Origin of the sequence: Ponticaulis koreensis DSM 19734, from assembly GCF_000420665.1 — a bacterium.
Classification (GTDB): Bacteria; Pseudomonadota; Alphaproteobacteria; order Caulobacterales; family Hyphomonadaceae; genus Ponticaulis; species Ponticaulis koreensis.
Map to the genome: position 1 here is coordinate 544,214 of NZ_ATVJ01000001.1, position 22,611 is coordinate 566,824.

Sequence of the window (22,611 nt, forward strand, 5' to 3'; positions counted from 1 at the left end):
GCTCTCTTCGGAGAGCCTTTTTTATGCGCACTAGAATGCAATGCCTTCGGACCGTAACAATTCAATATCGCGCATCTGGTCGGCGTAATCCCGATCCTTCGGCTTTGGCAGGCTGAGAACTGCATCACGCACACGTCGGCCGACTATCTGATCAAGCGCAATCGACCACAGTCCGTGCTCAGTCAGGCCGATGGCCTGACTGAGGTGGCGTTCGCGCGTTGGGTGGCGAAGCCTTATCTGCGTTTCAGGATTGATAGCCACCCTGTCCGCAGGCACACCCCATATCTGCAAATCTCCCTGATAGCCGGACACATCCAGCGAAAACTCCGGATCATCTATCTGACGATCCTTTTCTTTTTCACTCGTCAGGCCCGGCTGTATTTCAAATCTGTTTGCCTTTGCCAGCGAACTGGCGCGGACATGTCTCATCTTCGTCCGGTTATCGAACATGAAACGCCAGACTTTTAGCTTGTCGAAGTGGACATTCTCCAACTCATAGCCTTCGCCTAACCAGAAAGGTCCGGCTTCGACCTCGCAGCGCTCAAAATGAACATCACGAAGGCAATGTGGGCCCTTCGTTTTCAATGCACCTTGCGTCGACTTGAAAACAGTCCGGTCGAAATGCCGGTCAGCCAGAACCATCCCCTTGCGAAACGGCCCAAGACGCACCTCCGAAAAATAAGACTGCAAATCCTCGGCCACACATCCCCCGATTGTTGCGTTCGGCAAACACTTCTATGCATGCACCGTATCGGCGGGAGAGATGAATGCAAGCGAACGATGACGCAGCCACGGGACAACTCACAAAGTCGCTCGAACTCCTGTCCGAAAAAGTCGGTGATCCGGGCGCGCTCGTCTATGCAGAGCTTTTCCGCCGTCACCCCGAACACGAAGACCGCTTTTTCATGGATACCGACGGCAGTGTGCGCGGCGAAATGCTGTCTCAGGCCTTCGAGGTTCTTATGGGGACAGACGAGAACCGCGCCAGCGCAAAAACCATCGCGACGGCTAACCGCTTTGCGCATGACGGCTATGATGTTTCAGAAGGTGAATTCAATCAGTTCTTCTTCATCATCCGCGATGTGACGCGTGATGCACTGGAAAGTCAGTGGACAGCAGAATTTGAAAATCGCTGGGCGGATATCCTCAACAAAGTCACCGGCGAAACCACAAACCCGTGAGCTTACTTTCCTTTGCGACAATCATGCGCAGACTGCTCCGTCACCGGAGATTTCGTGCCTATATTTCACGTCTGAAGCAACAGCCGTTCACTAGTCGCAACCGCATAGCAGTTATGCTGTTCTGACCTCGGTATAAAAAATGGACCCGTCGAATCAAATTCGATTAATGTTGCATTGCGGAGTCGGCTTTTTTGATTTAGCGGAAGGCAATTTTTTCAGGCAGGCCTGTTGCAGGAATTGCCGATGAAGCCCGATTACAAATCTATGACTTAGGTTGGGTTTCTATCCGGCAGAAAATTCCCTAAATAGGATAGCAAGAAATTTGTGTGTTTTGTTTCTGCAAAACAATCATCAGGACGTATAGCAATGGCAGATGACGGCTCCCCACCAAACGGCAATCGCTCCGACGCAAATTCGGCGATGCTGGAAACCCTGTTTCTTTACGGTGGAAACGCCTCATACATTGAGCAGCTTCAGGCGAAGTTCGATCGCGATCCGAATTCCGTTGCTCCTCAATGGCGTAGTTTCTTCGAAAGCCTCGGCGATGGCGGCGAGCCGGTTTCCAAAGCAGCTGACGGCCCAAGCTGGACACCAGCAAGCTGGCCACTGACGCAGCGCGACGAAAACACCGACGCAATCGACTATTCATGGTCTGCGAACGAACCGCAGATCGCGGCGAAGATCACCGAGCGCGCCGGCCCAAGCGCAAACCCGCAGGACGTTGCACGCGCCATTCAGGAATCGATCAAAGCGATCATGATGATCCGCGCCTATCGTATGCGCGGCCACCTCGCAGCTGATCTTGACCCGCTGCGCCTCAATGACTTTGGCAACCAGCCGGAGCTCGATCCGCAATCTTACGGCTTTACGCCGGACATGTGGGATCGCCCGATCTTCATCGATTTCTACCTCGGTATGGAATACGCTTCCATCCGTCAGATGCTCGACGTGCTCAAGCGGACTTACTGCTCGACCGTCGGCATCGAATTCATGCACATTTCCGACCCGGAAGAGAAATCCTGGCTTCAGGAACGCATTGAGGGTCCGGACAAAGGCGTTGCCTTCACGAAAGAAGGCAAAATCGCCATTCTGAAGAAATTGATCGAAGGCGAAGCGTTCGAGCAATTCCTCCATAAGCGCTATCCAGGCACAAAACGTTTCGGTCTTGATGGTGGCGAAGCAGCCGTTCCTGCTCTCGAGCAGATCATCAAACGCGGCGGCGCACTCGGCGTTGAGGAAATCGTTCTCGGCATGCCACACCGTGGCCGCCTGAACGTACTGGCTGCCGTCATGGGCAAACAGTACAAAATCATTTTCCACGAATTCCAGGGCGGCTCGTCTCAGGGCGCTGACGAGTTTGGTTCCGGCGACGTGAAGTATCACCTTGGTGCCTCTTCCGACCGTAAGTTCGACGGACATAATGTTCACCTGTCCCTGACACCTAACCCGTCTCACCTTGAAGCGGTGAACCCGGTTGTTCTGGGCAAATCCCGTGCAAAGCAAAGCTTCCTGAAGCGCGAGTCTGCAAAGAACCGCCGCGCGCAGGTTATGCCTCTCCTTCTCCACGGTGACGCGGCGTTTGCCGGTCAGGGTGTTGTATCAGAGTGTTTCGCGCTCTCCGGTCTTGCGGGCTATCGCACAGGTGGCACGATCCACTTCATCGTGAACAACCAGATCGGCTTCACAACGAGCCCGAAATATTCGCGTTCTTCGCCATACCCGTCTGATGTTGCGAAAATGGTGGAAGCGCCGATCTTCCACGTGAACGGTGATGACCCTGAAGCTGTGGTGTACGCGGCGAAGGTTGCGACCGAGTATCGTCAGAAGTTCGGCAAGGACGTTGTCATCGACATGTTCTGCTACCGTCGCTACGGCCACAACGAAGGCGACGAACCAATGTTCACGCAGCCTTTGATGTACAAGAAAATCAAAGGCCACCCACCGGTTCAGAAGCTTTATGCTGACCGCCTGATCGGCGAAGGCATCGTTACACGCGAAGAAGTTGATCAGTGGAATGCTGACTTCGACAAATTCCTCGACGACGAATTTGAAGCTGGCAAAACATACTCTGCGGATCGTGCTGACTGGCTGGATGGCAAATGGTCCGGCCTCGGTCTGCCTGAAGGCGACGAGCGCCGCGGCAACACAGCTGTCGAAATGGATACGCTCAAGCGAATTGGCACAGCGATTACAACGATCCCTGAAGGCATTACACCGCACAAAACGCTCGCGCGGGTCATTGATGGCCGCAAGAACGCGATTGAAAGCGGCGAAGGCCTCGATTGGGCAACCGCGGAGCACCTCGCATTCGGTTCGCTTTTGGATGAAGGCTTCCCGATCCGACTGTCCGGTCAGGACTCCGGTCGCGGCACATTCTCCCAGCGTCACTCGCGCGTTATCGACCAGAAAACAGAAAAGCCGTACACGCCGCTGAACAATATCAGCGAAAACCAGGCTAAATACGAAGTCATCGACTCCCTGCTCTCTGAGGAAGCGGTTCTTGGCTATGAGTATGGCTACTCTCTGGCAGACCCGAACACGCTTACGCTCTGGGAAGCCCAGTTCGGTGACTTCGCAAACGGCGCGCAGGTTCTCTTCGACCAGTTCATCTCTTCCGGTGAACGTAAATGGCTTCGTATGTCCGGCCTCGTCTGCCTTCTGCCACATGGCTATGAGGGTCAGGGCCCTGAGCACTCTTCAGCCCGCCTTGAGCGCTTCCTGCAAATGGCTGCCGAAGACAATATGCAGGTCTGCAACCTGACTACACCAGCGCAATACTTCCACGCGCTGCGCCGCCAGATTCACCGCGACTTCCGTAAGCCGCTAATCATCATGACGCCGAAATCGCTTCTGCGTCACAAGCTGGCGACCTCTGCGCTTGCTGATCTTGGTCCGGAGTCATCTTTCCACCGCGTTCTGTGGGATGATGCAGAGACACCGGGCCGCGGCGGCGAAGTGAAACTCGTATCCGACGACAAGATCAAACGCGTCGTTCTCTGCTCCGGTAAGGTCTATTACGACCTGTTTGAAGAGCGTGAGAAGCGTGGCATCGACAACATCTATCTGATGCGCGTCGAGCAATTCTATCCGGTCCCACGCAAGTCTCTGATGCAGGAGCTGAAGCGCTTCCCGCAGGCAGAAATGGTCTGGTGTCAGGAAGAGCCACGCAATATGGGCGGCTGGACCTTCATCCGCGACGAAATCGAATGGTGCCTTGAGCAGGTTGGTGCGAAGCATACACGTCCGCTTTACGCTGGCCGTCCGGCATCTGCGTCTACCGCAACCGGCCTCATGTCTAAACACGTCGCCGAGCGCGACTCCTTCATCGACGCTGCCCTTGGCGACAGCGGCAATTGTACAACATTTGAAACGGCCTGAGCGCCGAGAACCCCGGAAAGAGAGCAGTACGAATGACTGATATTATTGTCCCGACGCTCGGCGAATCTGTCTCCGAAGCAACTGTCGGAACATGGCTCAAAAAAGCCGGCGATGCCGTCAGCAAGGATGAAGTGATTGTCGAACTGGAAACCGATAAGGTTTCTGTCGAAGTCGCAGCCCCGGAAGACGGTGTTTTGTCTGAAATTGTTGCCGCTGAAGGCGAAACGGTCGGCATTGGCGCGCTTCTCGGTAAAGTTGGCGCGGGCGACGGCGCTGCGGCAGCACCTGCTCCTGCAGAAGAGACATCTGAAGCCCCAAAAGAAGAAGCGGCCGCTCCGGCCGCCTCCTCCGGTTCTGGTGACACGGTTGACGTAGAAGTCCCGGCGATGGGCGAAAGCGTCTCTGAGGGCACTCTGTCTTCATGGCTGAAACAGCCTGGCGACACGATCTCCAAAGACGATATCCTTGTCGAAATCGAAACAGACAAAGTTGCTGTTGAAGTTCCGTCTCCGGTCGATGGCGTCCTCTCTGAGGTGCTCGTCGCTGAAGGCGAAACAGTCAGCATCGGCACTGTAATCGCACGCGTATCCGGCGGCGAAGGCGGTGCGGCGGCACCTGCAGCAGCGCCTGCGGCATCTGCACCGGCTCCAACCACATCTGCACCAGCGGCAGCCCCATCGGGCGGCGCGCCGGTCTCTCCATCTGTTCGTCGCATCGCAGCGGAGAACGGCGTAAATCCGGCAGATATTCCGGGTTCAGGCAAAGGTGGACGTGCCACAAAAGGCGACGCACTCGCCTATCTCGAAAAGAAACCTACGGAAGCTCCTGCCATGTCATCTTCGTCCGGCATTCCACGCGCGACGGGCCCTCGCGAAGAACGCGTAAAAATGACCCGCCTTCGTCAGACGATCGCACGTCGCCTGAAAGAAGCGCAGGACACAGCTGCAATGCTCACCACGTTCAACGACGTGGACATGACCAACATCATGGAAATGCGCAAAGCGTACAAAGACAATTTCGAGAAACGCCACGGCGTAAAACTCGGATTCATGTCTTTCTTCGTGAAAGCGGTTGTGAACGCTCTGCAGGAAATTCCAGCTGTTAACGCTGAGATCGACGGCACAGACGTCATCTACAAAAACTATTACGACATCGGTGTCGCAGTCGGCACAGAAAAAGGCCTCGTGGTTCCGGTTGTCCGTGACTGTGACGCGCTGTCTCTGGCTGGCATCGAAGCGTCCATCGGCGAATATGGCCGCAAAGCCCGTGATGGCCAGCTGACCATGCAAGACATGCAAGGCGGCACATTCACCATCTCTAACGGCGGTGTTTACGGCTCCATGATGTCTACACCGATCCTGAACCCGCCACAGTCAGGCGTTCTCGGCATGCACCGCATCGAGCAGCGTCCAGTTGCGATCAATGGTGAAGTTGTGATCCGTCCGATGATGTATCTGGCTCTGTCTTACGACCACCGTATCGTTGACGGCAAAGAAGCTGTGACCTTCCTCGTGCGTGTGAAGGAAGCTCTGGAAAATCCTGAGCGCATGCTTCTCGGCGTCTAAGCGACCTGAAAAGATCAAAGAAAAGCCCCGCTCTCGCAGCGGGGCTTTTTTATTCTCCCCACATGCGTGTGAGATTGGCGAGCGTCTTGGATAAGGTCAGCAGTTCCGGCGAGTTCTTGTCATGAGATACCAGAAGCTCTGCTTTGAGATTGTCCAGATCGAATAGAATCTCCCGCTGATAACCAGACCGGATAAGGCTCTGGATCCAGCCGACACATACAATACGGCGACCGCGCGTCACCTCTGCAACCTGATGCAGAGTCGTAGAGGGGTAAATCACCAGATCCCCGCGTGCACCTTTCACCGAATGCGTCATACCGGCCATGTCGATATTCAACTCACCGCCTTCATAACTATCCGGCTCTGAAAGAAAGAGCGTGAATGAGAGATCAGTACGCACGCGGCTATCCCCGGTGCCCATAAAGGCGTTATCGATGTGCGTGCCATAGCCTCCGCCCTCACCCGTCTGACTGACAATAAGCGGAGACCATTTCGCGGGGCGTGCAAAGGCCAGCACGACCGGATGCGTACGAAGCGCAGTCTGCACAAGCTCGCGAAGCCGGGTGCCTGACCGCGTCGAGAGATCAGCCTGACGGTTTCTCTTCACTTCGCGCGCCACAGCACCTGCGGTTTTCGTGCCGTCTGCCCACATTAGTTGCGGCAGGAGTTCAGCAACGCTGGCAAGGTCCGCCTCGTCCAGTACATTCCCGATAGTGATAGGCATCAGACCTCCTCATTTATGATAATGAGTTGCATTATTGGATACATTAGGTTTATGTCACGACAAACGCAATTCGCCAGAGATTAGCAAGGACGATTACTGTGAAAACAGACACGAAACGTTGGACACGCCTCGGACTGACGGCCGCACTCGCAGGCACAACACTTCTCGCAGCCTGCGGAAACTCAGGTGAAGCCGGAGAGGCTGGCGAGCAAGGTGAAACCGCTGTCAGCACCACTGATGCAGGTGAAGCGGCAACAACCGCACGCGCACCGTCTTACGCCGCTGCAGATGGCGGTGAAGGTGAAGGCGCCGGCGGCGAGGGTGAAGGCTCTGGTGGAGAAGGCGAAGGCGGCGAAGGTGAAGGCGGCGTCGCTGTTCAGCAAGCTACGACAGACCCTGTCGTATTCCGGTCTGCGCTGGCTATCACAGAAGCCCACGTAATCGCAGCGCGCGACGCATACATTGTTGGTGAGACGAGCGCAGCCGGCGAAATGTTCGCGCACCCGGTTTCAGAAGTTCTCTTTGATGTCGGCCCTTATCTGGAAGAGCGCGGCGTTGAGAACTTTGACGAACTGCTCCTGAATGCGTCTTCAGCCGTTTTTGAAGGCGAAACTACAGAACAAATTTCAGAGCGCACGGATGAGATCATCGCGACGCTCCGCGCCGCAGCTGAAAAAGCACCAGATGACGGGTCATCCGAAGCACGCATCCAGGCTGGCGTAGCTGCCGATCAGATCGACCGCGCCGCCGTTATGTACACAAACGCGCTGCAGTCAGACTTCTTTGAGCCATATCTGGACGGCTATGGTTTCTATGAAGCAGCCAAAGCCGCGTTCGCAGAAGAAGAAGCGGCTATTCGCAATGAACTTCCTGAAGTCGCATCAGCCATCGATACGGCATTGGCACAGCTGGGCGAAGCTTACGCGACCGTGGAACGTCCAGAATCACTGGATGCCAACCCCGCAGCGCTCACCGCGACATCATCTGCCGTACTGCTAGCACTCGGCAACTAACGACACTCTATGACGGGCCAAACTGACAGTGGTTATGGCCCGTCACCTATCGCCAATAGCGCGATCCCTGAAAGCTTTCTATGCTGGCGCAGCATGACGCTTTCGATCCTAATCATTCTGTTTCTGGGTGCGTTCTTCGACGCAACACTGGTCACATGCTTCTTCGTGTTCGGAGAGGCTTTCTTCCTGATGGCTGGCGGCTTAGCCTACACCGATAATGACTGGCGAGGCGTGATTGCTGTTCTGGCCGGAGCCTATCTCGCAGATCAGACCGGCTTCTTCATTGGCCGACAAATGAAACCCTGGTTTCTACGTTTTGCCAGATCAGGCAAACGGCGACGGAACGCGCTTCGCAAAACACGCAGCCTCCTTCGAAAGCATGGCATGAAAGCCGTCGCAGGCTCTCGCCTGATGGGACCCGTCGCCTGGTTCATGCCGCCAATTTGCGGCGGCGCGGGTATGCCATGGCGCCGGTTCGCGATTGGCTCGCTGGCGGGCGTTGGTATTGGTGTGGGCATGTTTCTGGTGCTTGGGTACATAAGCGCCTGGGGCGCGGACCAGACCAGTTTTGATGTGGACGGGTTTATTGAGCGCTATAAATGGGCGCTCCTGATTGGCGGTCAAGTTTTCTTCATTCTGACAGCGCTTGTCGCGCGCTTTGCCGCCCGCTTCCTATTCTCGAAAGTGTAAACTCAGCGATTTCTCTCGCTCCGTTTCGGGAGAGCAGTGGACCTGCGACCTGTTTCGCGAACGCTCTGGCCTCTTCACTAAACGCGAAGCTCAACGCAGTTTTGATGTCGGTGCTCGTGACCTGTCCGCGTTTCAAGGGCTTCGGGGCTACTCCGCCCTTCCAGAGCGCATCAGCATGCCAGAACTGATCAAGATGCCGCGGCAAGATGATTTGCGGAACGCCCGCTCTCAGAGCTGTATCGAGTGTACCAGCGCCGCCATGATGAAGGATCGCCGCGCATCTCGGAAATATGAGGTCATGCGGCACCTGGCCGACGATGATGTGTTGATCGCCTATTGGGCTATCCAGTTTTTCGGCCAACCCTGCAGAGAGGATCGCCCTGCGTCCTCTTCCCGCGATTGCATCAAGAATAACGCGCAAATCTGAGGCGTAGGCCTCAACATCCATTGAGCCAAGGCCGATGAAGACCGGCGGCGCGTCCGCTTGCAAAAAGGCTTCGATATCTGGCGGCAGAGCTGCGCCGGACACAGGCACAAGCGACGGGTATGGCTTTAACACATCATAGGGCCGCCAATCGGGCGGAGCATCAGGGATGAGAAAAGGCGAAACAGTCGTCAGCCGTACCATATCAGTGTGCGGCTCGCCGCGTGAGGCGCCAAGATTATGTGGCGCGCGCAAGCCAAGCCGGCGCCTGTGTCCGCCTAGAGCTTTCTCCATAGCACGCTGCGCGCCCCAGACCATCGCATAGCCCGCTTTATTCAAAAATGAGGGCATGCCCGGCTTCCAAAGCATGGCGCAGGGGTAGTCTCGCGTAGAGCTGATCGCGGGCTGGTGTGCATTCAGGATGAACGGAATGTCGTAATACTCGGCGACCATCTGGGCAGGTGCGCATATCGAATTGGCCAGAATAAGATCAGCGCCTTCAGCGGCTTTGAGAGACGCTTCCACGGTTCTGGCGACATAAGGCGCGACCATTTCATTCCAATCAAGGAAGAAGTTGAGCGGGTTCTTTAAAGTGCCCCGTTGTTCAGCTTCTTTATCCCATGCGGCGAGCGTAAAATCTTCTACTGCTTCGGCCTTGATATCGCGCGCTTCAATTGCCCCGGAATAGTCAGACGGTGAGAGAATGCTGACGTCTTCACCCATTTTATTCAGATAATGCGCGACGGACACAAAAGGCATGACATCGCCAAAGCTTCCCAATGTCTGGATCGAGACCTTCGTCATATCAGGGCCTCGGGCGCGACACTTACACGGCGAAGTTTATGACCTGATGGCGGCATGAGCTCGGTCACATGCGCCGTAACCTCAGGAGCAGCACCGCAGGATGCAAAGAGCGTCTGAAGCGCCTCGCAGGCAGCCGTCAGACCGGGCGCATTCGTGGTAGGCAAAGTCAGCTGAACGGCGTTTCCACCAGTCTGAACGACACGAAAGTCCCTGATGGAACGATCAGTTCCTATAACGGTATTCCGGATTACATCCGGCGTAATCCGGATCGTTTTGCTATCTCCGGACACCAGCTGAAACACGTCATCACATCTGCCATGGACGGCCTTGATAACGCGATGAGGACACCCGCAATTGCAAGGGCGTTTTGCCAGCTCCAGAACATCATTCATCCGGTATCGCACCATAATTTGCGTGGTTCGGGAAAAATCAGTGATCAAGGGTGAGACCAGAGCGTCAGAACCTTCGACAGGCTCAAATTCAAAATGCACATGGTCTTCGATCAAATGAAGCGAGCCCTTCTCGCAGCCGACAGCAAACAGACCTTCGGTCGCCATGTAGATTTCGCGCACGATCACGCCGAACCGACTTTGGATGATGTGCCTGTCCTCATCATCCAGAACTTCAGCGCCTGAAAAGATGCGGTCCGGAGAGAGCTTCGTTTCACTTTCTGCAAGTGCCCGCAGGAACTTAGGCGGGGCCACAATCACAGTCGGGCGAAAATCTTCTAATGGCGCAAACTGCGCCTCTATGCCTTGTCCCAGATCAAAGAATTGAAGTGCCAGATGCCGGCTTTCATTCGCCGCATCATAGAGGCGGCTGTTGGCAGGCAGCACGACCGCAACGCGGTGTCGGCGGGTCAGCACATCAGGCAACGCTCTCGACAGCATCACCCCGAGCCAGCGATAGCGCTCCGCTTCCGACACAACATAAAGCCCTCTATTACCAGAGGTGCCCGTGCTCGCGCCAACGGCATACCCTTCAGGGGCAGTGCCATTCTCAAAATGCGCCCATGCTTCTGCTGTGGTCATGCCGAGCCGGTTATAAAGCGCGAAGTCTGCCATGAGCCGGGATTTGTCCATTGTCGGCCAGTCTTGCAGTGGTAGCCCACGACATCCGGCAAACGCAGGCACTTTGCTCGCCGGGCCGTTGAGAAACCGCGCGAGCCGCCGCGCCTGTTTTTCCTCCAGCTCATCGCGATACGCTACAGAATTGAGACGCAAGCTGGCATCAACAAAAGCCGCTAAAGTGCCCAATGATGCTTTCAGCGACATCAGCCCTCTCCTTCGGGATCATGGCAAAGCTTCAGCTCGCCGCCGGCTGCTACAAAGGCCCGAAGCTTTTCACGTGTTGTTTCGGCTGCAGCTTTATCTTCAAGAATTTGCGTCGCGGGAAAACCCGGTGCCCGGCGTTCATCTATCGCCTGCCAGAGCCACTCACTATCAGCCGCGTAGAGAAGCGGACGAGCTCCCGTGAACAACACACCCGTATGGCCAAGCATATGGCCGGGCAAAGGTACGCCCAGCACGCTCCCATCACCGAACAAATCAAACGCTTCGCCAAGACCCATTGGGGCCTCGATCTTCGGGCAATCCTGGAAGCGCACGAGGCGATCCGCAAAGTCGTCCGGCAAAAGTTCTTTGAAAAACCCGTGACGTATACGTTGAAACCAGCCTGCTGCGAGATAATGGTCCAGCGCGTCACCATCGAGTACAAAGCGCGCGTTTGGATAGTCCCGCAGCGCGCTGATATGATCTGCATGCAGATGGGTAACGATGATCGTGTCCACATCAGGCATGGCATCCGGCAGGACATCTGATGTCAGCTTCGGTTTCAGAATGCCCCCGTAAAGACGGAGAAAGGCGCCGCGCCGACCACTCATTATCCGCCCGGAATATCCGGTATCGATCAGGCATTTACCGGCCGCAGGATGCTCAAACACGCCATAACGGACCGGTAAATGCCGCATGGTTCGCGTACCATTTTTCATGATCAGCCATTCAGGCGCCGAAACAATCGCGCTATTTTTAAACTCCGGCCTGATCATCCTGTCCGCCCCGCGAAGGTTTTTTCCAGACCTTCATCAAATGAGACTTTGGGCCTCCAGCCAAGAAGTTGCTCCGCCTTTTGAATATTCAGAGTCTGGCGGAAGGCAAACAAGCCCGCTGAATAAGCCGTTACAGCCGGTTCTGGTCGCTTGGGCAGCATAGCGCAAACGCGCTCTGAAGCAGTGGCAAACGCCTTCACCAGCGGCCATGGAAGCTGTCGCCAGCGCACATCAATTCCAGCTTTTTCTCCTGCCCGTTCGGCAACCATTTTCACCGGAAGAGCCACCCCGCCTGAAATGTTGAACGCCTGCCCGCTAACCGATGATGGAGCGACCATCGCCGCCAGAATGCTCTCGACGACATCGTCTATATAGGTGAGATCGGTTGCCGCATCTCCGCCTCTCATAAGTGGCAGTGGCCGGCTCTCCGCCGCTTTTAGAAGCCTCGGCAACAGCGCCGTATCCGCCGGGCCGTAGAGCCCGCGCGGGCGGAGCGTAACCGTTTCAAACGCCGACGCTTCACTGACCAGTTCCTCCGCGCGACGCTTGGTATCTGCATAGGCATTTACCGGATCCGGAAGAAGAGCATTCTCCCGCAAACGGTCCTGATCGGCGAACCGAAAATAGATACTCGGTGAGGAGATGTTGATGAAACGATGCGCGCCTACCCGTTCGGCAAGGCGTAAGGCATTCGCTGTGCCCATTATATTCGCACGCTCAAAATCCTGCGCTCTTCCCCATGGCGAGGAGAGAGCTGCCGCATGCACGACAATATCACTCGCATCAGGCTGCATGTCATCTGGAAGGACTGCCAGATCGCATGGCAGCGTCGTTGCGCCGAGGCTTGCAAGCTCTGCAAGCTTTTCCTGATTACGCCCAAGAGCGACAACTCGCACGCCATCACCGAGCAATCGTCGCGTGAGCGCCCCTCCGAGAAACCCCGTCGTACCTGTGACCAGAACAGTTGTCATGCGGTGAGTGTCGCCCCGCCAAGCGAGACGCCGGCGGACGTCCCTATCAGAAGGATTTTATCCCCTGCTTTGATGCGCCCGTTACGGCGCGCGGTGTCCAGCGTCGTCGGTATAGAGGCCGCAACGAGATTGCCTGTTTCGCGCACGGTCGAGACCACTTTTTCTCTGTCGAAGCCGCATTTGCGGATCATATGCTCCAGCGCCAGCGGGCTCGCCTGATGCGGGATGACGACATCGATATCGTCGCGCGACCAACCGGATGCCTCAAGCACTCGATCTATGAACTTGGGAAGCTTGCTTCGCGTAAGTTTAAACAAGGCATGTCCGTCCATCCTAAAGAAGGCGTTCTTTTCAAACTCGTCACGCGCGCTATGAAAGTCATAGCGTGTTCCGCCCGCGCCGAGCGTGCAGAACTCATAGCCCTCAGACCATGTTTCCAGCAGGACCTGATTAACCGAGATGCCTGATGCGCCCTCACCTACAATAAAGGCAGCAGCCCCATCGCCAAACAGGCCTGCTGTCGCCGGGTCAGTGTCCCATGGCAGAGCCCTGGTTGCGACTTCACTGGTGACGACGAGCACACGCTTTGCTCGCCCCGCACTCACATAGAGAGAGGCAACATCGAGCGCCGCCACGCCAGAGAGGCATGTCGCATTAATGTCAAACGCTGGAATAGCTGTCTTTCGAAGGCCAAGCGCATCCTTAATCAGAGCAGCTGTTGCAGGAATTGGTTGCCGCCCCACAGCAGACGCAAACAAAATGAGATCTAAGTCGTCTGGATGAAGGCCGGCGTCATCCAAAGCGGTCTGCGCAGCCTGAAGGGCCAGAGATTCCTGAGTTTCGGCGTCCGTGAGCACGGGCCGCGAGCGCACGCCGCATTGCGCCTCAAGCCAGCCGGACTTTCGCCCGATACGCCCGTCTATTTCTTCTGACGTAAGGAGCCGCCCTCCAGCGCGTGCGCCCGTACCCAGCAGAACAGGTCTCGTCATGATCTTCTCCGCTATTTCCAATCAATAGAAAGTGATCGAACACTCACATTATAGTATCTCTTGAGATTTGACCAGAATTTTCTGGAATACTGCGACCGATGCGCAAAGAATGACAGCGGGAAAACTAAAAAGCCCCACGGAATTAACCGCGGGGCCAAGGTAGTACGCTTGGAGAATAGCGTCCGGTGATCTGTTTGAGCTGAGCCCGTGTCAGATCTCACACGCCTCGATACGGCGCTTCATCGCCGCAACGAATTTGGCTGCGGCCTGACCATCGATGATCCGATGGTCAAAGCTGCAAGACAGGTTCATCAGCTGGCGCGGCTCAAATCCTTCGCCATTCCAGACAGGCGCCGTGCGCACCTTGTTGACGCCGATGATCGCGACCTCTGGCGGATTAAGCACCGGCGTTGAAGCAATGCCGCCGAGCGCCCCCAGAGAGGTGAGCGTCATGGTAGAGCCCACAAGCTCGTCACGAGACGCTGTACCATCACGCGCCGCTTCAGCGACATGGCGGATGGCCGCCGCAGCTTCGTACACATTTTTCTTTTGAGCATTGCCAATGACTGGAACCATCAGGCCTTTATCAGTCGCAACAGCAATACCGAGACGGATTTCGTCATAGATATGCACTTCTTGACGATCGCCGTTATAGAGCGCGTTTACATAAGGCGCTTCCGGCACAGACAGGACGAGCGCGCGCATAATGAACGGCAGAATGGAAAGCTTCTCACCGCCATCCGCCTTCGCGTTCATCTCACGACGCATAGCCTCCAGATCGGTGACATCGACTTCTTCAACATAGCTGAAGTGCGGCACACCGGGCTTGGCCTGATTCATCTTCTTGGAGATCGCACGACGCATGGACGACAGGCGGTTGACCTGAATTTTGCCATGACTGCTTGCAGCCACGAATGACGCAGGTTTAGGTCCAGCCGTAGGTGCTGGTGCAGGCTTCGGCGTTGGTACAGCCGGGCCAGAGCCAGATGAAGCTTCGGCGCGGATTGCCGCAATCAGGAACTGGTCGAGGTCGTAGTGGGCAATTCGACCGCCAGCGCCCGTACCCGCCACATTTCCAAGATCAATCTGCAGGGATTTGGCGCGAGCGCGAACCGCTGGAGACGTATGCACCTTAGACGAGCCGGAAAACACCGCCGCTGACGCAGGCGCTGTTTGCGGAACGGACGGCGCTTGAGGCGCGGCCTGTTTCGGTGCTGGCGCAGGCGCAGCTTTTGCAGGCTTTGCCGCCGCATCAGGCGCATCACCCTTCATATCGTCGATCTTGGCAAATTCTGCGCCGATCGCGATCTGGTCACCCGGCTCACCGGATTTCCATGTCAGTTTGCCTGCGTAAGGAGATGGCACTTCGATATTAGCTTTATCGGTCGTGACGACAGCGATTGCCTGATCTTCGGCAATCGTATCACCAACCTCAACCAGCCATTCAACCAGCTCGGCTTCAGCAACGCCCTCGCCCACATCAGGAAGTTTGAAAATCTTTTCCATATCAGGCCTCCATGATCTGGTTCAGCGCTGCGCCAAGACGCTTCGGGCCCGGGAAATAATCCCACTCCTGAGAGTGCGGATACGGGGTATCCCAGCCGGTAACGCGCTCCACTGGAGCTTCCAGCGCCCAGAAGCACAGCTCATTCACAATAGAGACAAGTTCTGCGCCATATCCGCATGTGCGTGTAGCCTCATGAACAACAACGCAGCGACCGGTTTTCTGAACCGATTGCGCTATCGTCTCGGTATCGAGCGGCACAAGCGTACGCAGGTCGATCACTTCGGCATCAATGCCCTGATCTTCTGCGGTCTTCTTGGCGACATGCACCATAGTGCCGTAAGCGAGAATGGTAACATCCTTACCTTCACGCACGATCTTCGCCTTGCCGAGCGGCACGGTATAATGCCCGTCCGGCACTTCGGCGTCGTCATGTTTGGACCATGGCACGATGCTTTTATCGTGTTCGCCATCGAACGGACCGTTATAAAGGCGCTTCGGCTCGAGGAAGATGACCGGGTCATTATCCTCGATAGAGGCAAGTAGAAGACCCTTCGCGTCATATGGCGTAGACGGGATGACCGTCTTCAGGCCGGAGACATGCGCAAACAAAGCTTCAGGGCTTTGAGAGTGCGTCTGACCGCCAAAAATACCGCCGCCCGTTGGCATGCGGATCACCATCGGCGCAGTGAACTGGCCACCCGAGCGATGACGCAGACGCGCAGCCTCAGATACGATCTGATCATAGGCCGGATAGGCATAGTCTGCGAACTGAATTTCAATGCACGGACGCAGGCCATAGGCCGCCATACCGATTGCCGCGCCAACAATACCGCCCTCGCAGATCGGCGCATCGAAACAGCGGGCTTTGCCGAACTTTTCCTGCAGACCGGCCGTACAGCGGAACACACCGCCGAAATAGCCAACATCCTCGCCAAACACGACGACCTTTTCGTCAGCTTCCATCGCGATGTGGTGGGCATCACGAATGGCTTCGATCATGGTTTTCTTAGCCATATCAGCCTTCTCCTGCTTCTTTGAGAGACTGGGCGAACTGCTCACGTAAATGAGGCGGCATCTCCTCATACACATCTTCGAACATGTCCCGCGGTCCTGGCTTGTCGCCTTCGAGCAGCGTACCAATCGCCTCGGACTCGCGCTGCGCCGCTGCAACTTCGTCCTCGATCTGGGACGCCATTTGCGCGTGGCGGTCTTCACTCCAGACACCCTTAGCAATCAGATAGCCTTTCAGGCGCTCGATCGGGTCTCCCAACGGCCAGCCATCAGCTTCGTCTTTTGGGCGATAAGCGGACGGATCATCTGATGTCGAGTGCGCCCCTTCACGGTAAGTCACATATTCAATCAGGGTCGGACCGAGGCGCTTACGTGCGCGCTCGATCGCCCATTTAGCGACTGCATGCACCGCCAGATAGTCATTGCCATCGACACGCAGGGACGGAAGACCGAAGGCGAGGCCTTTAGAGGCAAATGTCGCCGCGTTGCCGCGCGCAATGCCCTGATAGGTCGAGATCGCCCACTGGTTATTCACGATGTTGAGCACGCATGGCGGCTGGTATGTAGACGCAAAGACGAGCCCTGCGTGGAAATCACCTTCCGCCGTCGAACCATCGCCGATCCAGCCCACGCCAACGCGGTCATTACCCTCAATCGCGGACGCCATAGCCCAGCCCACAGCCTGCACGAACTGGGTCGCGAGATTACCGGAGATGGAGAAAAAGCCATGCTCTTTGGAGGAATAAAGATTGCCCAGCTGGCGGCCTTTCATGGGGTCTTGAGAGTTGGAGAATATCTGGTTCATCATGCTAGTCATCGGATAACCGGACGTGATGAGCAGGCCCTGCTGGCGGTAGGTCGGGAAGTTCATATCGCCAGGTTCCAGCGCTTTCTGGAACGCACATGCGACAGCTTCCTCGCCAAGCGCCTGCATATAGAATGAAGTTTTACCCTGACGCTGCGCACGTAAGAGACGCGCATCCATAGTGCGCAGGCGCATCATGTCTTTAAGGCCCTCAAGCGCCTCTTCGTCGGTAAGCGACGCGGCCCATTCGCCAACAGCTTCATTATCGCTGGACATCACGCGAATGATGGTGCGGGCGAGGTCCTGAATATCATCGGGGTGAACATCCACAGGCGGACGGCGCACGGCGCCAGCCTGTGGGATAATCATTTCATCAAATGTTGGCTTATCGCCCGGCCTGAAGCTTGGTTCAGGGACGTGGAGATAAGAACGTCCTGTATCTGTCATTTTTCCTCCGGCATGCCTTATTATTTTTCGGGGCCAGAAAGGTCAGAAATTGCGCTTCATCCGAAACACGAGGCATGACCGTTCGCCCGAGGCAAGCTTTGTGGAATATTTATACACCAATCAATTTATCAATGGAATACACGTTCTGCTTATTCGGAATAATAAGAGAAGAAATTGCGCATAGCGCTTAGCGCGCGGAAGGTTTTGCCAAAATCAGACATGGAAAACGAAACGGCGGGAACAAAAATCCAGCCTGTCGTGACGGAATGCAATGAGCGAGGAAATGGCGCACCCAAGAGGATTCGAACCTCTGACCTCTGCCTTCGGAGGGCAGCGCTCTATCCAGCTGAGCTATGGGTGCTAAAATCAGCCATGATGCGCTGATATAACCGGCCCTGATTATGGCGGAAGAAGGTAAAACGCAAGTGACCAGCTGGACTTTTAGAGAAATTATAAACGCCGTTTCAGCCTGCGTTGCTGCGCTTGCGGTCTCACTATCTTTCTCACCTGCGCAGGCCGCGCCTGCCGAAGTTCTCGGCGATACCCGTTTTGAAATGAGCGGCCCCGCAATGTGGATGATCGAAGACCAAGACACAGAGCTGTATCTGTTTGGCTCGGTCCATGCGCTACCACCGCAACTCGACTGGCGACGCGATGAATTCATCGAAGTGATGAACACCGCTGACATCATTTTCTTCGAAACCACGACACGCGATTCCAGCGACGACTTTCTGGCCTTTTTTCGTATGGGGATCGCGGGGCCAGGCGAGTCCCTTCATGATGTGCTGAACACAGAGCAGCTTGAACGTCTCGCAGAAGTTCTCGCTGACGTCGGTCTCGATCTGGAAAGCTTTCGGGGCCAAAAGCCGTGGTTCGCATCCCTTATGATCAGCTTTGCTGTCATGGATATGCAGGGCGCAGCAGCAGAAGATGGCGTTGAGGCGTGGATGGAACGCCAGCTATCTCTGGACCGCGATGTAAGGTCTCTCGAGGATGCTCTGGTTGTCGCTGAATCGTTTTCAGAGCTGACGACCGAGGAGCAGATCGACATGTTGATGGACGGGCTCTCCGATGAAGAGCTTAGCACACCGGTGGGCGAGAACATGCTGCGCGCCTGGATGAAGGGCAATCCGGATGGGCTTTATCGCGGTTCGTTTCGCGAAATGAGTGAAGAACAGCCCGGCGTGTACGAGATCATGATTACGCGGCGCAACACGCAGTGGGCAGAGACGCTTGATACGCTTATGGACGAACAGCCCGGCCGTATTCTGGTCGTTGTCGGCGCGGGCCATCTGGCTGGCCCGGAAAGTGTTATTCTGATGATGGAAGAGCTCGGCTGGGAGGCCGAACAATTCTAAGGAAAACCATTAAGCCGCTGCGTTTGCGCTGCTTGTCATTGAGACGAACACATCTTCGAGATCCGGCTCTTCTGTCGCGAGATCCGCAATTGAGATGCCCGCAGCGCGCACAGTTTCCATGACACGGCCAAAGCCGGTCTCGCTGGAGCGGAAGGTGATTGCCAGCGTGCCATCAGGGCGCAGCTTGCACTCGTAATCCTTCAGCGCCTCCGGAATGACGGTGAACGCTTCAACTGGTTCGATAACCAGTGTTTTATGATCCAGACGCTTGAGAAGCTGAGCCGTTGGCTCACATGCGATGACTTCGCCATTATTGATAATGCCAATCTCGTCGCAGAGCTCTTGCGCCTCTTCCAGATAGTGCGTGGTGAGGATGATTGTTGTACCGGCCTTGTTGAGCTCGAGCACATATTCCCACAGTGAGCGACGCAGCTCTACGTCCACGCCCGCAGTCGGCTCATCGAGAATAAGTACTGGCGGCGCATGAACGAGCGCCTTTGCGACCATGAGACGGCGCTTCATGCCGCCGGACAGCTGACGCACATAAGCGTCGCGTTTGTCAGCAAGCCCTACGGCCGCCAGAATCTCGTCCGTGCGGCGCTCTGATTTCGGCACCCCGTAAAAACCCGATTGCAGCTCCACAGACTCAAACGGCGTGAAGAACGGGTCCATATTGATTTCCTGCGGCACAACACCGATGGACGACCGCGCGGCGCGTCCGTCTGTGTCGATGTCATGTCCCCAGATACGGGCCGTGCCGCCAGACTTTGTCACAAGACCGGATAGAATATTGATAAATGTCGACTTTCCAGCGCCATTCGGACCGAGCAAACCAAAAATCGAGCCTGTGCGAATTTTCAGATCAATCCCGTTCAGAGCCCGCTTGGCAGGCAGTTTACCGGAAGCCCGATAGGTCTTTTCAAGGCCTATAGCTTCAATTGCGTATTCAGGTTTTGAGGAAACTGAAGTCATTAGAGCTTCTTTCAAGATTGACGTAGTGAGCGCGCTCAACATACCTAGTGTGCAATATCCATTTCACAAACGCCACAGGGGCTAAAATTATGGTGAGTGAAGCAGAACTAAAGTCAGCGCCGGAAGTCCTGATCGTCGAGGACCATAAAGTGTCATGCGATGGCGGTGGTGGCGCACTCGGTCACCCGAAGGTCTGGTACGAAATGGGCGACGAGGACTATGTGACCTGCCGCTATTGCGACCGCCTGTTTATTCTGAAAGGGTCGGAGCACGATCCTAACGCGTAAAGCCAATCTGTCGGGGGGACAATTTGGAGGAAACTCAAGGTCGCAGTAAAGCGCAAACAATAGGGCTGATTCTCGGCCCTGTCCTGGCGCTGCTCATCGGCTTGATACCACCGCCTGACGGCCTGTCGGTTGAAGGTCTGCGCGTGGGTGCCCTTCTGGTATGGATGGCCGTCTGGTGGTCCACCGAGGCCATCCCAATCCCTGCGACCTCGCTCCTCCCCCTCGTTGTCATTCCCATTATCGGAGCCGGCACCGCCGGACAGGCCGCGGCTGGCTATTCCAGCACAATTGTTCTTCTTCTGCTTGGCGGCTTCGTTGTCGCCATGGGCATTGAACGCTGGAATTTGCACACGCGCATCGCCCTGAACATTGTGTCTCGCGCTGGCAGCCGACGACGGTTCATCATTGCGGGCTTCATGATCGCGACCGCGCTGATCTCCGCGTGGATTTCCAATACAGCCACGACCATTATGATGGTGCCGATCGCCATTTCTGTCGCCGCAGAAACTGGCGACGAGGAAGGCCATTTTGCGAAGGCGGTCCTGCTCGGCATTTGCTATTCCGCAAGCATTGGCGGCGTCGCGACACCGATTGGCACGCCCACAAACCTGATCGCGATTGACTGGCTGCGCACCAATACCGGCGAAGATATCGGCTATTTCCAGTGGATGATGTTTGGCGTGCCAGCCATGCTGCTACTCATCCCGCTCGCCTGGTATGTCGTGACCCGCGGCCTGCCAAAACGAGCGCTGGGTTCGACTGCCAATGACGGGCAAGCCGAAGTCAAAAAGCACCTTGATGCTCTGGGCAGTGTAACAGCGCCCGAAGCGCGGGTCGCAATTGTGTTCGGTATTGTCGCGACACTCTGGGTACTGCGCGTGCCGATGCAGGAATATCTGGCGCCCATTCCGGGACTTGGCTGGATTTCTGGCCTTAGCGATATGGGCATTGCTGCCTTCGGCGCTGTCATGATGTTCCTCATGCCCGCAGGTGGCGGCGAAAAACGCACGCTGCTGACATGGGATGAAGCCGTTCAGCTGCCCTGGGGCGTCATTCTGCTCTTCGGGGGCGGCATTTCTCTCGGGCAGGCGGTCAGCCGGACAGGGCTTTCAGAGTGGCTGGGTAATCTGCTCACCGTGCTTGAGGGCGCGCCTGCCCTCGCCGTTGTGTTCGTCGTTGTGGCACTTGTGGTCTATCTGACCGAGCTGACAAGCAATGTCGCGACCATGACAACGCTTGCGCCGATTCTTGGTGCCTTCGCTGTGGGCGTTGGGATTGCGCCCGAAAGCCTGCTTGGCCCAGCAGCCGTGGCAGCGAGTTGCGCCTTCATGTTGCCGGTGGCGACAGCGCCGAACGCCATCGTCTATGCGTCCGGTCATATGCATGTAAAAGACATGATACGGGCCGGTTTCTGGATAAATATCGGTGCGGTAATCATCATCGCGCTGATCGGCACTTATCTGGCACCGCTCGCGCTTTAACGGAGTACGCGGCGCACGGCCAAGGCGTTCGAGTACATCATTGCAAACAAGCAAATGATCAGCGCACCAAGCAATAGCGAGAGTTCGTCGAATCCGATTTCAGGCGTTCTGCGCAAGCATGCCGCGTAGTAAGCATAAGCACTGCTACCGACGAGTGACGCCACAAAGCCGAGAAGTGCCATACGGCTACCGAGAATTAACAGCACCGCTCCCGCAAAGCCTGTCCAGACGCCGAGCGCCTGCCCCGAAGATGCCCAATGCGGCATCATGGAGAACATGATAGATTCCGGAGAGTTTGGCGGCGCTGAACGCGAGGCCACAAATTCAAGCGCGACATATCCAAACCAGACCAACAGCAAGAAGCTGATCATCCAATCCTGAAACCGTGTTTCTGCACGCGAGAGCATATCATCACACCCGAAATGTGAAGCGAACGAAGGATAAAACTATCTGTCAGAGAGTTTGCGCGCGAGTTTCCGAAATCGTTAAAATCTGTGAACGCAGATTTCCGGAAGGTTAAGCATGAGGGCCCAATCGATCAGACCTCACCCCAGCACATCTTCCAGCTTATCGCCAACATAGGAATAGATGTTTTCAATCTGCTTGGTCGAGACAAGGCCACCGGCCACCGACGACGCCCCTGCAAACAAGGCGACAAAGATGTATGCCAGTGCACCCCAGATATGATGGCCGAACCATTTCTTCTTTTGCTTGATCTCAGCCGGCTTAGGTTTTTCAGGCTCCGGCCAAAGCTGCGCCCGCAGGTCCTGCCCGCTGGCAGACCACCCTCTTAGCATTTCATTTCGGTTGAGTTGGCGCATGGGCATCAGCGATAGCAGCGCAAGGTTAAGGCCGGTAAAATCCACCGCGTCCAATTCGCGGCTTCAGAAAAAAATCGACAAGCGGCAAATTCAGCCGGAGGCCGGAATGGACCTTGGCGCAATTGTCGTTAATTGT

At 56.0% G+C, this 22,611-nt stretch carries 21 protein-coding genes and 1 tRNA gene; 8 read left to right on the plus strand and 14 right to left on the minus strand.

Annotated features, from left to right (window positions below):
- Window positions 1-30: 30 nt before the first annotated feature.
- Entirely contained in the window at window positions 31-702 is a 672-nt protein-coding gene (locus G523_RS0102945) for a hypothetical protein (protein WP_155802570.1), read from the minus strand.
- Between the two features lie 65 nt (window positions 703-767).
- Here G523_RS0102945 and G523_RS17680 point away from each other — a divergent pair, with 65 nt between their 5' ends.
- From G523_RS17680 to odhB, 3 genes are all read left to right on the plus strand, one after another.
- Window positions 768-1,181 carry a globin gene (locus G523_RS17680; protein ID WP_022693534.1) on the plus strand — a complete coding sequence of 138 codons (414 nt, stop codon included), beginning with the start codon at window positions 768-770 and terminating at the stop codon, window positions 1,179-1,181.
- 366 nt (window positions 1,182-1,547) lie between these two features.
- Window positions 1,548-4,559, plus strand: a complete 3,012-nt coding sequence (locus tag G523_RS0102955; RefSeq protein WP_022693535.1) for a 2-oxoglutarate dehydrogenase E1 component — start codon at window positions 1,548-1,550, stop codon at window positions 4,557-4,559.
- Window positions 4,560-4,591: 32 nt separating this feature from the next.
- Window positions 4,592-6,124 (plus strand): 2-oxoglutarate dehydrogenase complex dihydrolipoyllysine-residue succinyltransferase, encoded by a 1,533-nt coding sequence (gene odhB / locus G523_RS0102960; protein ID WP_022693536.1) that lies wholly within the window; start codon window positions 4,592-4,594, stop codon window positions 6,122-6,124.
- 49 nt (window positions 6,125-6,173) lie between these two features.
- Here odhB and G523_RS0102965 read toward each other — a convergent pair whose 3' ends face one another.
- Window positions 6,174-6,848: a Fe2+-dependent dioxygenase gene (locus G523_RS0102965; protein WP_022693537.1), complete on the minus strand. Its 675-nt coding sequence runs from the start codon at window positions 6,846-6,848 to the stop codon at window positions 6,174-6,176.
- A 98-nt stretch (window positions 6,849-6,946) separates the two neighbouring features.
- On the opposite strand from G523_RS0102965, the gene G523_RS20055 reads away from it, so the two are divergent.
- Both G523_RS20055 and G523_RS20060 read left to right on the plus strand, forming a co-directional pair.
- Window positions 6,947-7,861: a hypothetical protein gene (locus G523_RS20055; protein WP_022693538.1), complete on the plus strand. Its 915-nt coding sequence runs from the start codon at window positions 6,947-6,949 to the stop codon at window positions 7,859-7,861.
- 9 nt (window positions 7,862-7,870) lie between these two features.
- Window positions 7,871-8,551 carry a DedA family protein gene (locus G523_RS20060; RefSeq protein ID WP_022693539.1) on the plus strand — a complete coding sequence of 227 codons (681 nt, stop codon included), beginning with the start codon at window positions 7,871-7,873 and terminating at the stop codon, window positions 8,549-8,551.
- Here G523_RS20060 and G523_RS0102980 read toward each other — a convergent pair.
- The 9 genes from G523_RS0102980 to G523_RS0103025 all read right to left on the minus strand — a co-directional run bounded on the left by G523_RS0102980 (window position 8,493) and on the right by G523_RS0103025 (window position 17,917).
- Complete coding sequence (locus G523_RS0102980; RefSeq protein WP_022693540.1) at window positions 8,493-9,779, minus strand: glycosyltransferase; 1,287 nt, start codon at window positions 9,777-9,779, stop codon at window positions 8,493-8,495. The two genes, G523_RS20060 and G523_RS0102980, sit on opposite strands and share 59 nt — an antisense overlap.
- Window positions 9,776-11,053 carry a F390 synthetase-related protein gene (locus G523_RS17695; RefSeq protein ID WP_022693541.1) on the minus strand — a complete coding sequence of 426 codons (1,278 nt, stop codon included), beginning with the start codon at window positions 11,051-11,053 and terminating at the stop codon, window positions 9,776-9,778. The genes G523_RS0102980 and G523_RS17695 overlap by 4 nt, the downstream gene beginning before the upstream one ends.
- On the minus strand, window positions 11,053-11,826 hold the full coding sequence (locus G523_RS0102990) for an MBL fold metallo-hydrolase (protein WP_022693542.1): 774 nt from the start codon (window positions 11,824-11,826) through the stop codon (window positions 11,053-11,055). The genes G523_RS17695 and G523_RS0102990 overlap by 1 nt, the downstream gene beginning before the upstream one ends.
- Window positions 11,823-12,797 (minus strand): NAD-dependent epimerase/dehydratase family protein, encoded by a 975-nt coding sequence (locus tag G523_RS0102995; RefSeq protein WP_022693543.1) that lies wholly within the window; start codon window positions 12,795-12,797, stop codon window positions 11,823-11,825. Before G523_RS0102995 ends, G523_RS0102990 begins: the two co-directional genes overlap by 4 nt.
- Window positions 12,794-13,786: a 3-oxoacyl-ACP synthase III family protein gene (locus G523_RS0103000; RefSeq protein ID WP_022693544.1), complete on the minus strand. Its 993-nt coding sequence runs from the start codon at window positions 13,784-13,786 to the stop codon at window positions 12,794-12,796. The genes G523_RS0102995 and G523_RS0103000 overlap by 4 nt, the downstream gene beginning before the upstream one ends.
- 210 nt (window positions 13,787-13,996) lie before the next feature.
- Complete coding sequence (locus G523_RS0103005) at window positions 13,997-15,292, minus strand: dihydrolipoamide acetyltransferase family protein (RefSeq protein WP_022693545.1); 1,296 nt, start codon at window positions 15,290-15,292, stop codon at window positions 13,997-13,999.
- A 1-nt stretch (window position 15,293) separates the two neighbouring features.
- The gene (locus G523_RS0103010) at window positions 15,294-16,307 is read right to left on the minus strand and encodes an alpha-ketoacid dehydrogenase subunit beta (RefSeq protein WP_022693546.1); all 1,014 of its coding nucleotides are present in this window, start codon (window positions 16,305-16,307) and stop codon (window positions 15,294-15,296) included.
- Between the two features lies 1 nt (window position 16,308).
- On the minus strand, window positions 16,309-17,556 hold the full coding sequence (locus tag G523_RS0103015) for a thiamine pyrophosphate-dependent enzyme (RefSeq protein ID WP_022693547.1): 1,248 nt from the start codon (window positions 17,554-17,556) through the stop codon (window positions 16,309-16,311).
- A 284-nt stretch (window positions 17,557-17,840) separates the two neighbouring features.
- Window positions 17,841-17,917 (minus strand) — tRNA-Arg (locus G523_RS0103025).
- Between the two features lie 64 nt (window positions 17,918-17,981).
- Here G523_RS0103025 and G523_RS0103030 point away from each other — a divergent pair.
- Complete coding sequence (locus G523_RS0103030; protein ID WP_162141020.1) at window positions 17,982-18,914, plus strand: TraB/GumN family protein; 933 nt, start codon at window positions 17,982-17,984, stop codon at window positions 18,912-18,914.
- Between the two features lie 9 nt (window positions 18,915-18,923).
- Here the strand turns inward: G523_RS0103030 and G523_RS0103035 are convergent, their stop codons facing one another.
- Complete coding sequence (locus tag G523_RS0103035) at window positions 18,924-19,886, minus strand: ABC transporter ATP-binding protein (protein ID WP_022693549.1); 963 nt, start codon at window positions 19,884-19,886, stop codon at window positions 18,924-18,926.
- An 89-nt stretch (window positions 19,887-19,975) separates the two neighbouring features.
- Here G523_RS0103035 and G523_RS0103040 point away from each other — a divergent pair, with 89 nt between their 5' ends.
- A complete protein-coding gene (locus G523_RS0103040; protein ID WP_022693550.1) occupies window positions 19,976-20,173 on the plus strand; it encodes a zinc-finger domain-containing protein in 198 nt (65 codons plus the stop codon).
- A gap of 23 nt (window positions 20,174-20,196) precedes the next feature.
- Complete coding sequence (locus tag G523_RS0103045; RefSeq protein WP_022693551.1) at window positions 20,197-21,654, plus strand: SLC13 family permease; 1,458 nt, start codon at window positions 20,197-20,199, stop codon at window positions 21,652-21,654.
- Here G523_RS0103045 and G523_RS0103050 read toward each other — a convergent pair.
- On the minus strand, window positions 21,651-22,061 hold the full coding sequence (locus G523_RS0103050) for a hypothetical protein (RefSeq protein WP_027441405.1): 411 nt from the start codon (window positions 22,059-22,061) through the stop codon (window positions 21,651-21,653). The two genes, G523_RS0103045 and G523_RS0103050, sit on opposite strands and share 4 nt — an antisense overlap.
- 138 nt (window positions 22,062-22,199) lie before the next feature.
- Window positions 22,200-22,529 carry a hypothetical protein gene (locus tag G523_RS0103055; RefSeq protein ID WP_022693553.1) on the minus strand — a complete coding sequence of 110 codons (330 nt, stop codon included), beginning with the start codon at window positions 22,527-22,529 and terminating at the stop codon, window positions 22,200-22,202.
- Window positions 22,530-22,611 lie beyond the last annotated feature (82 nt).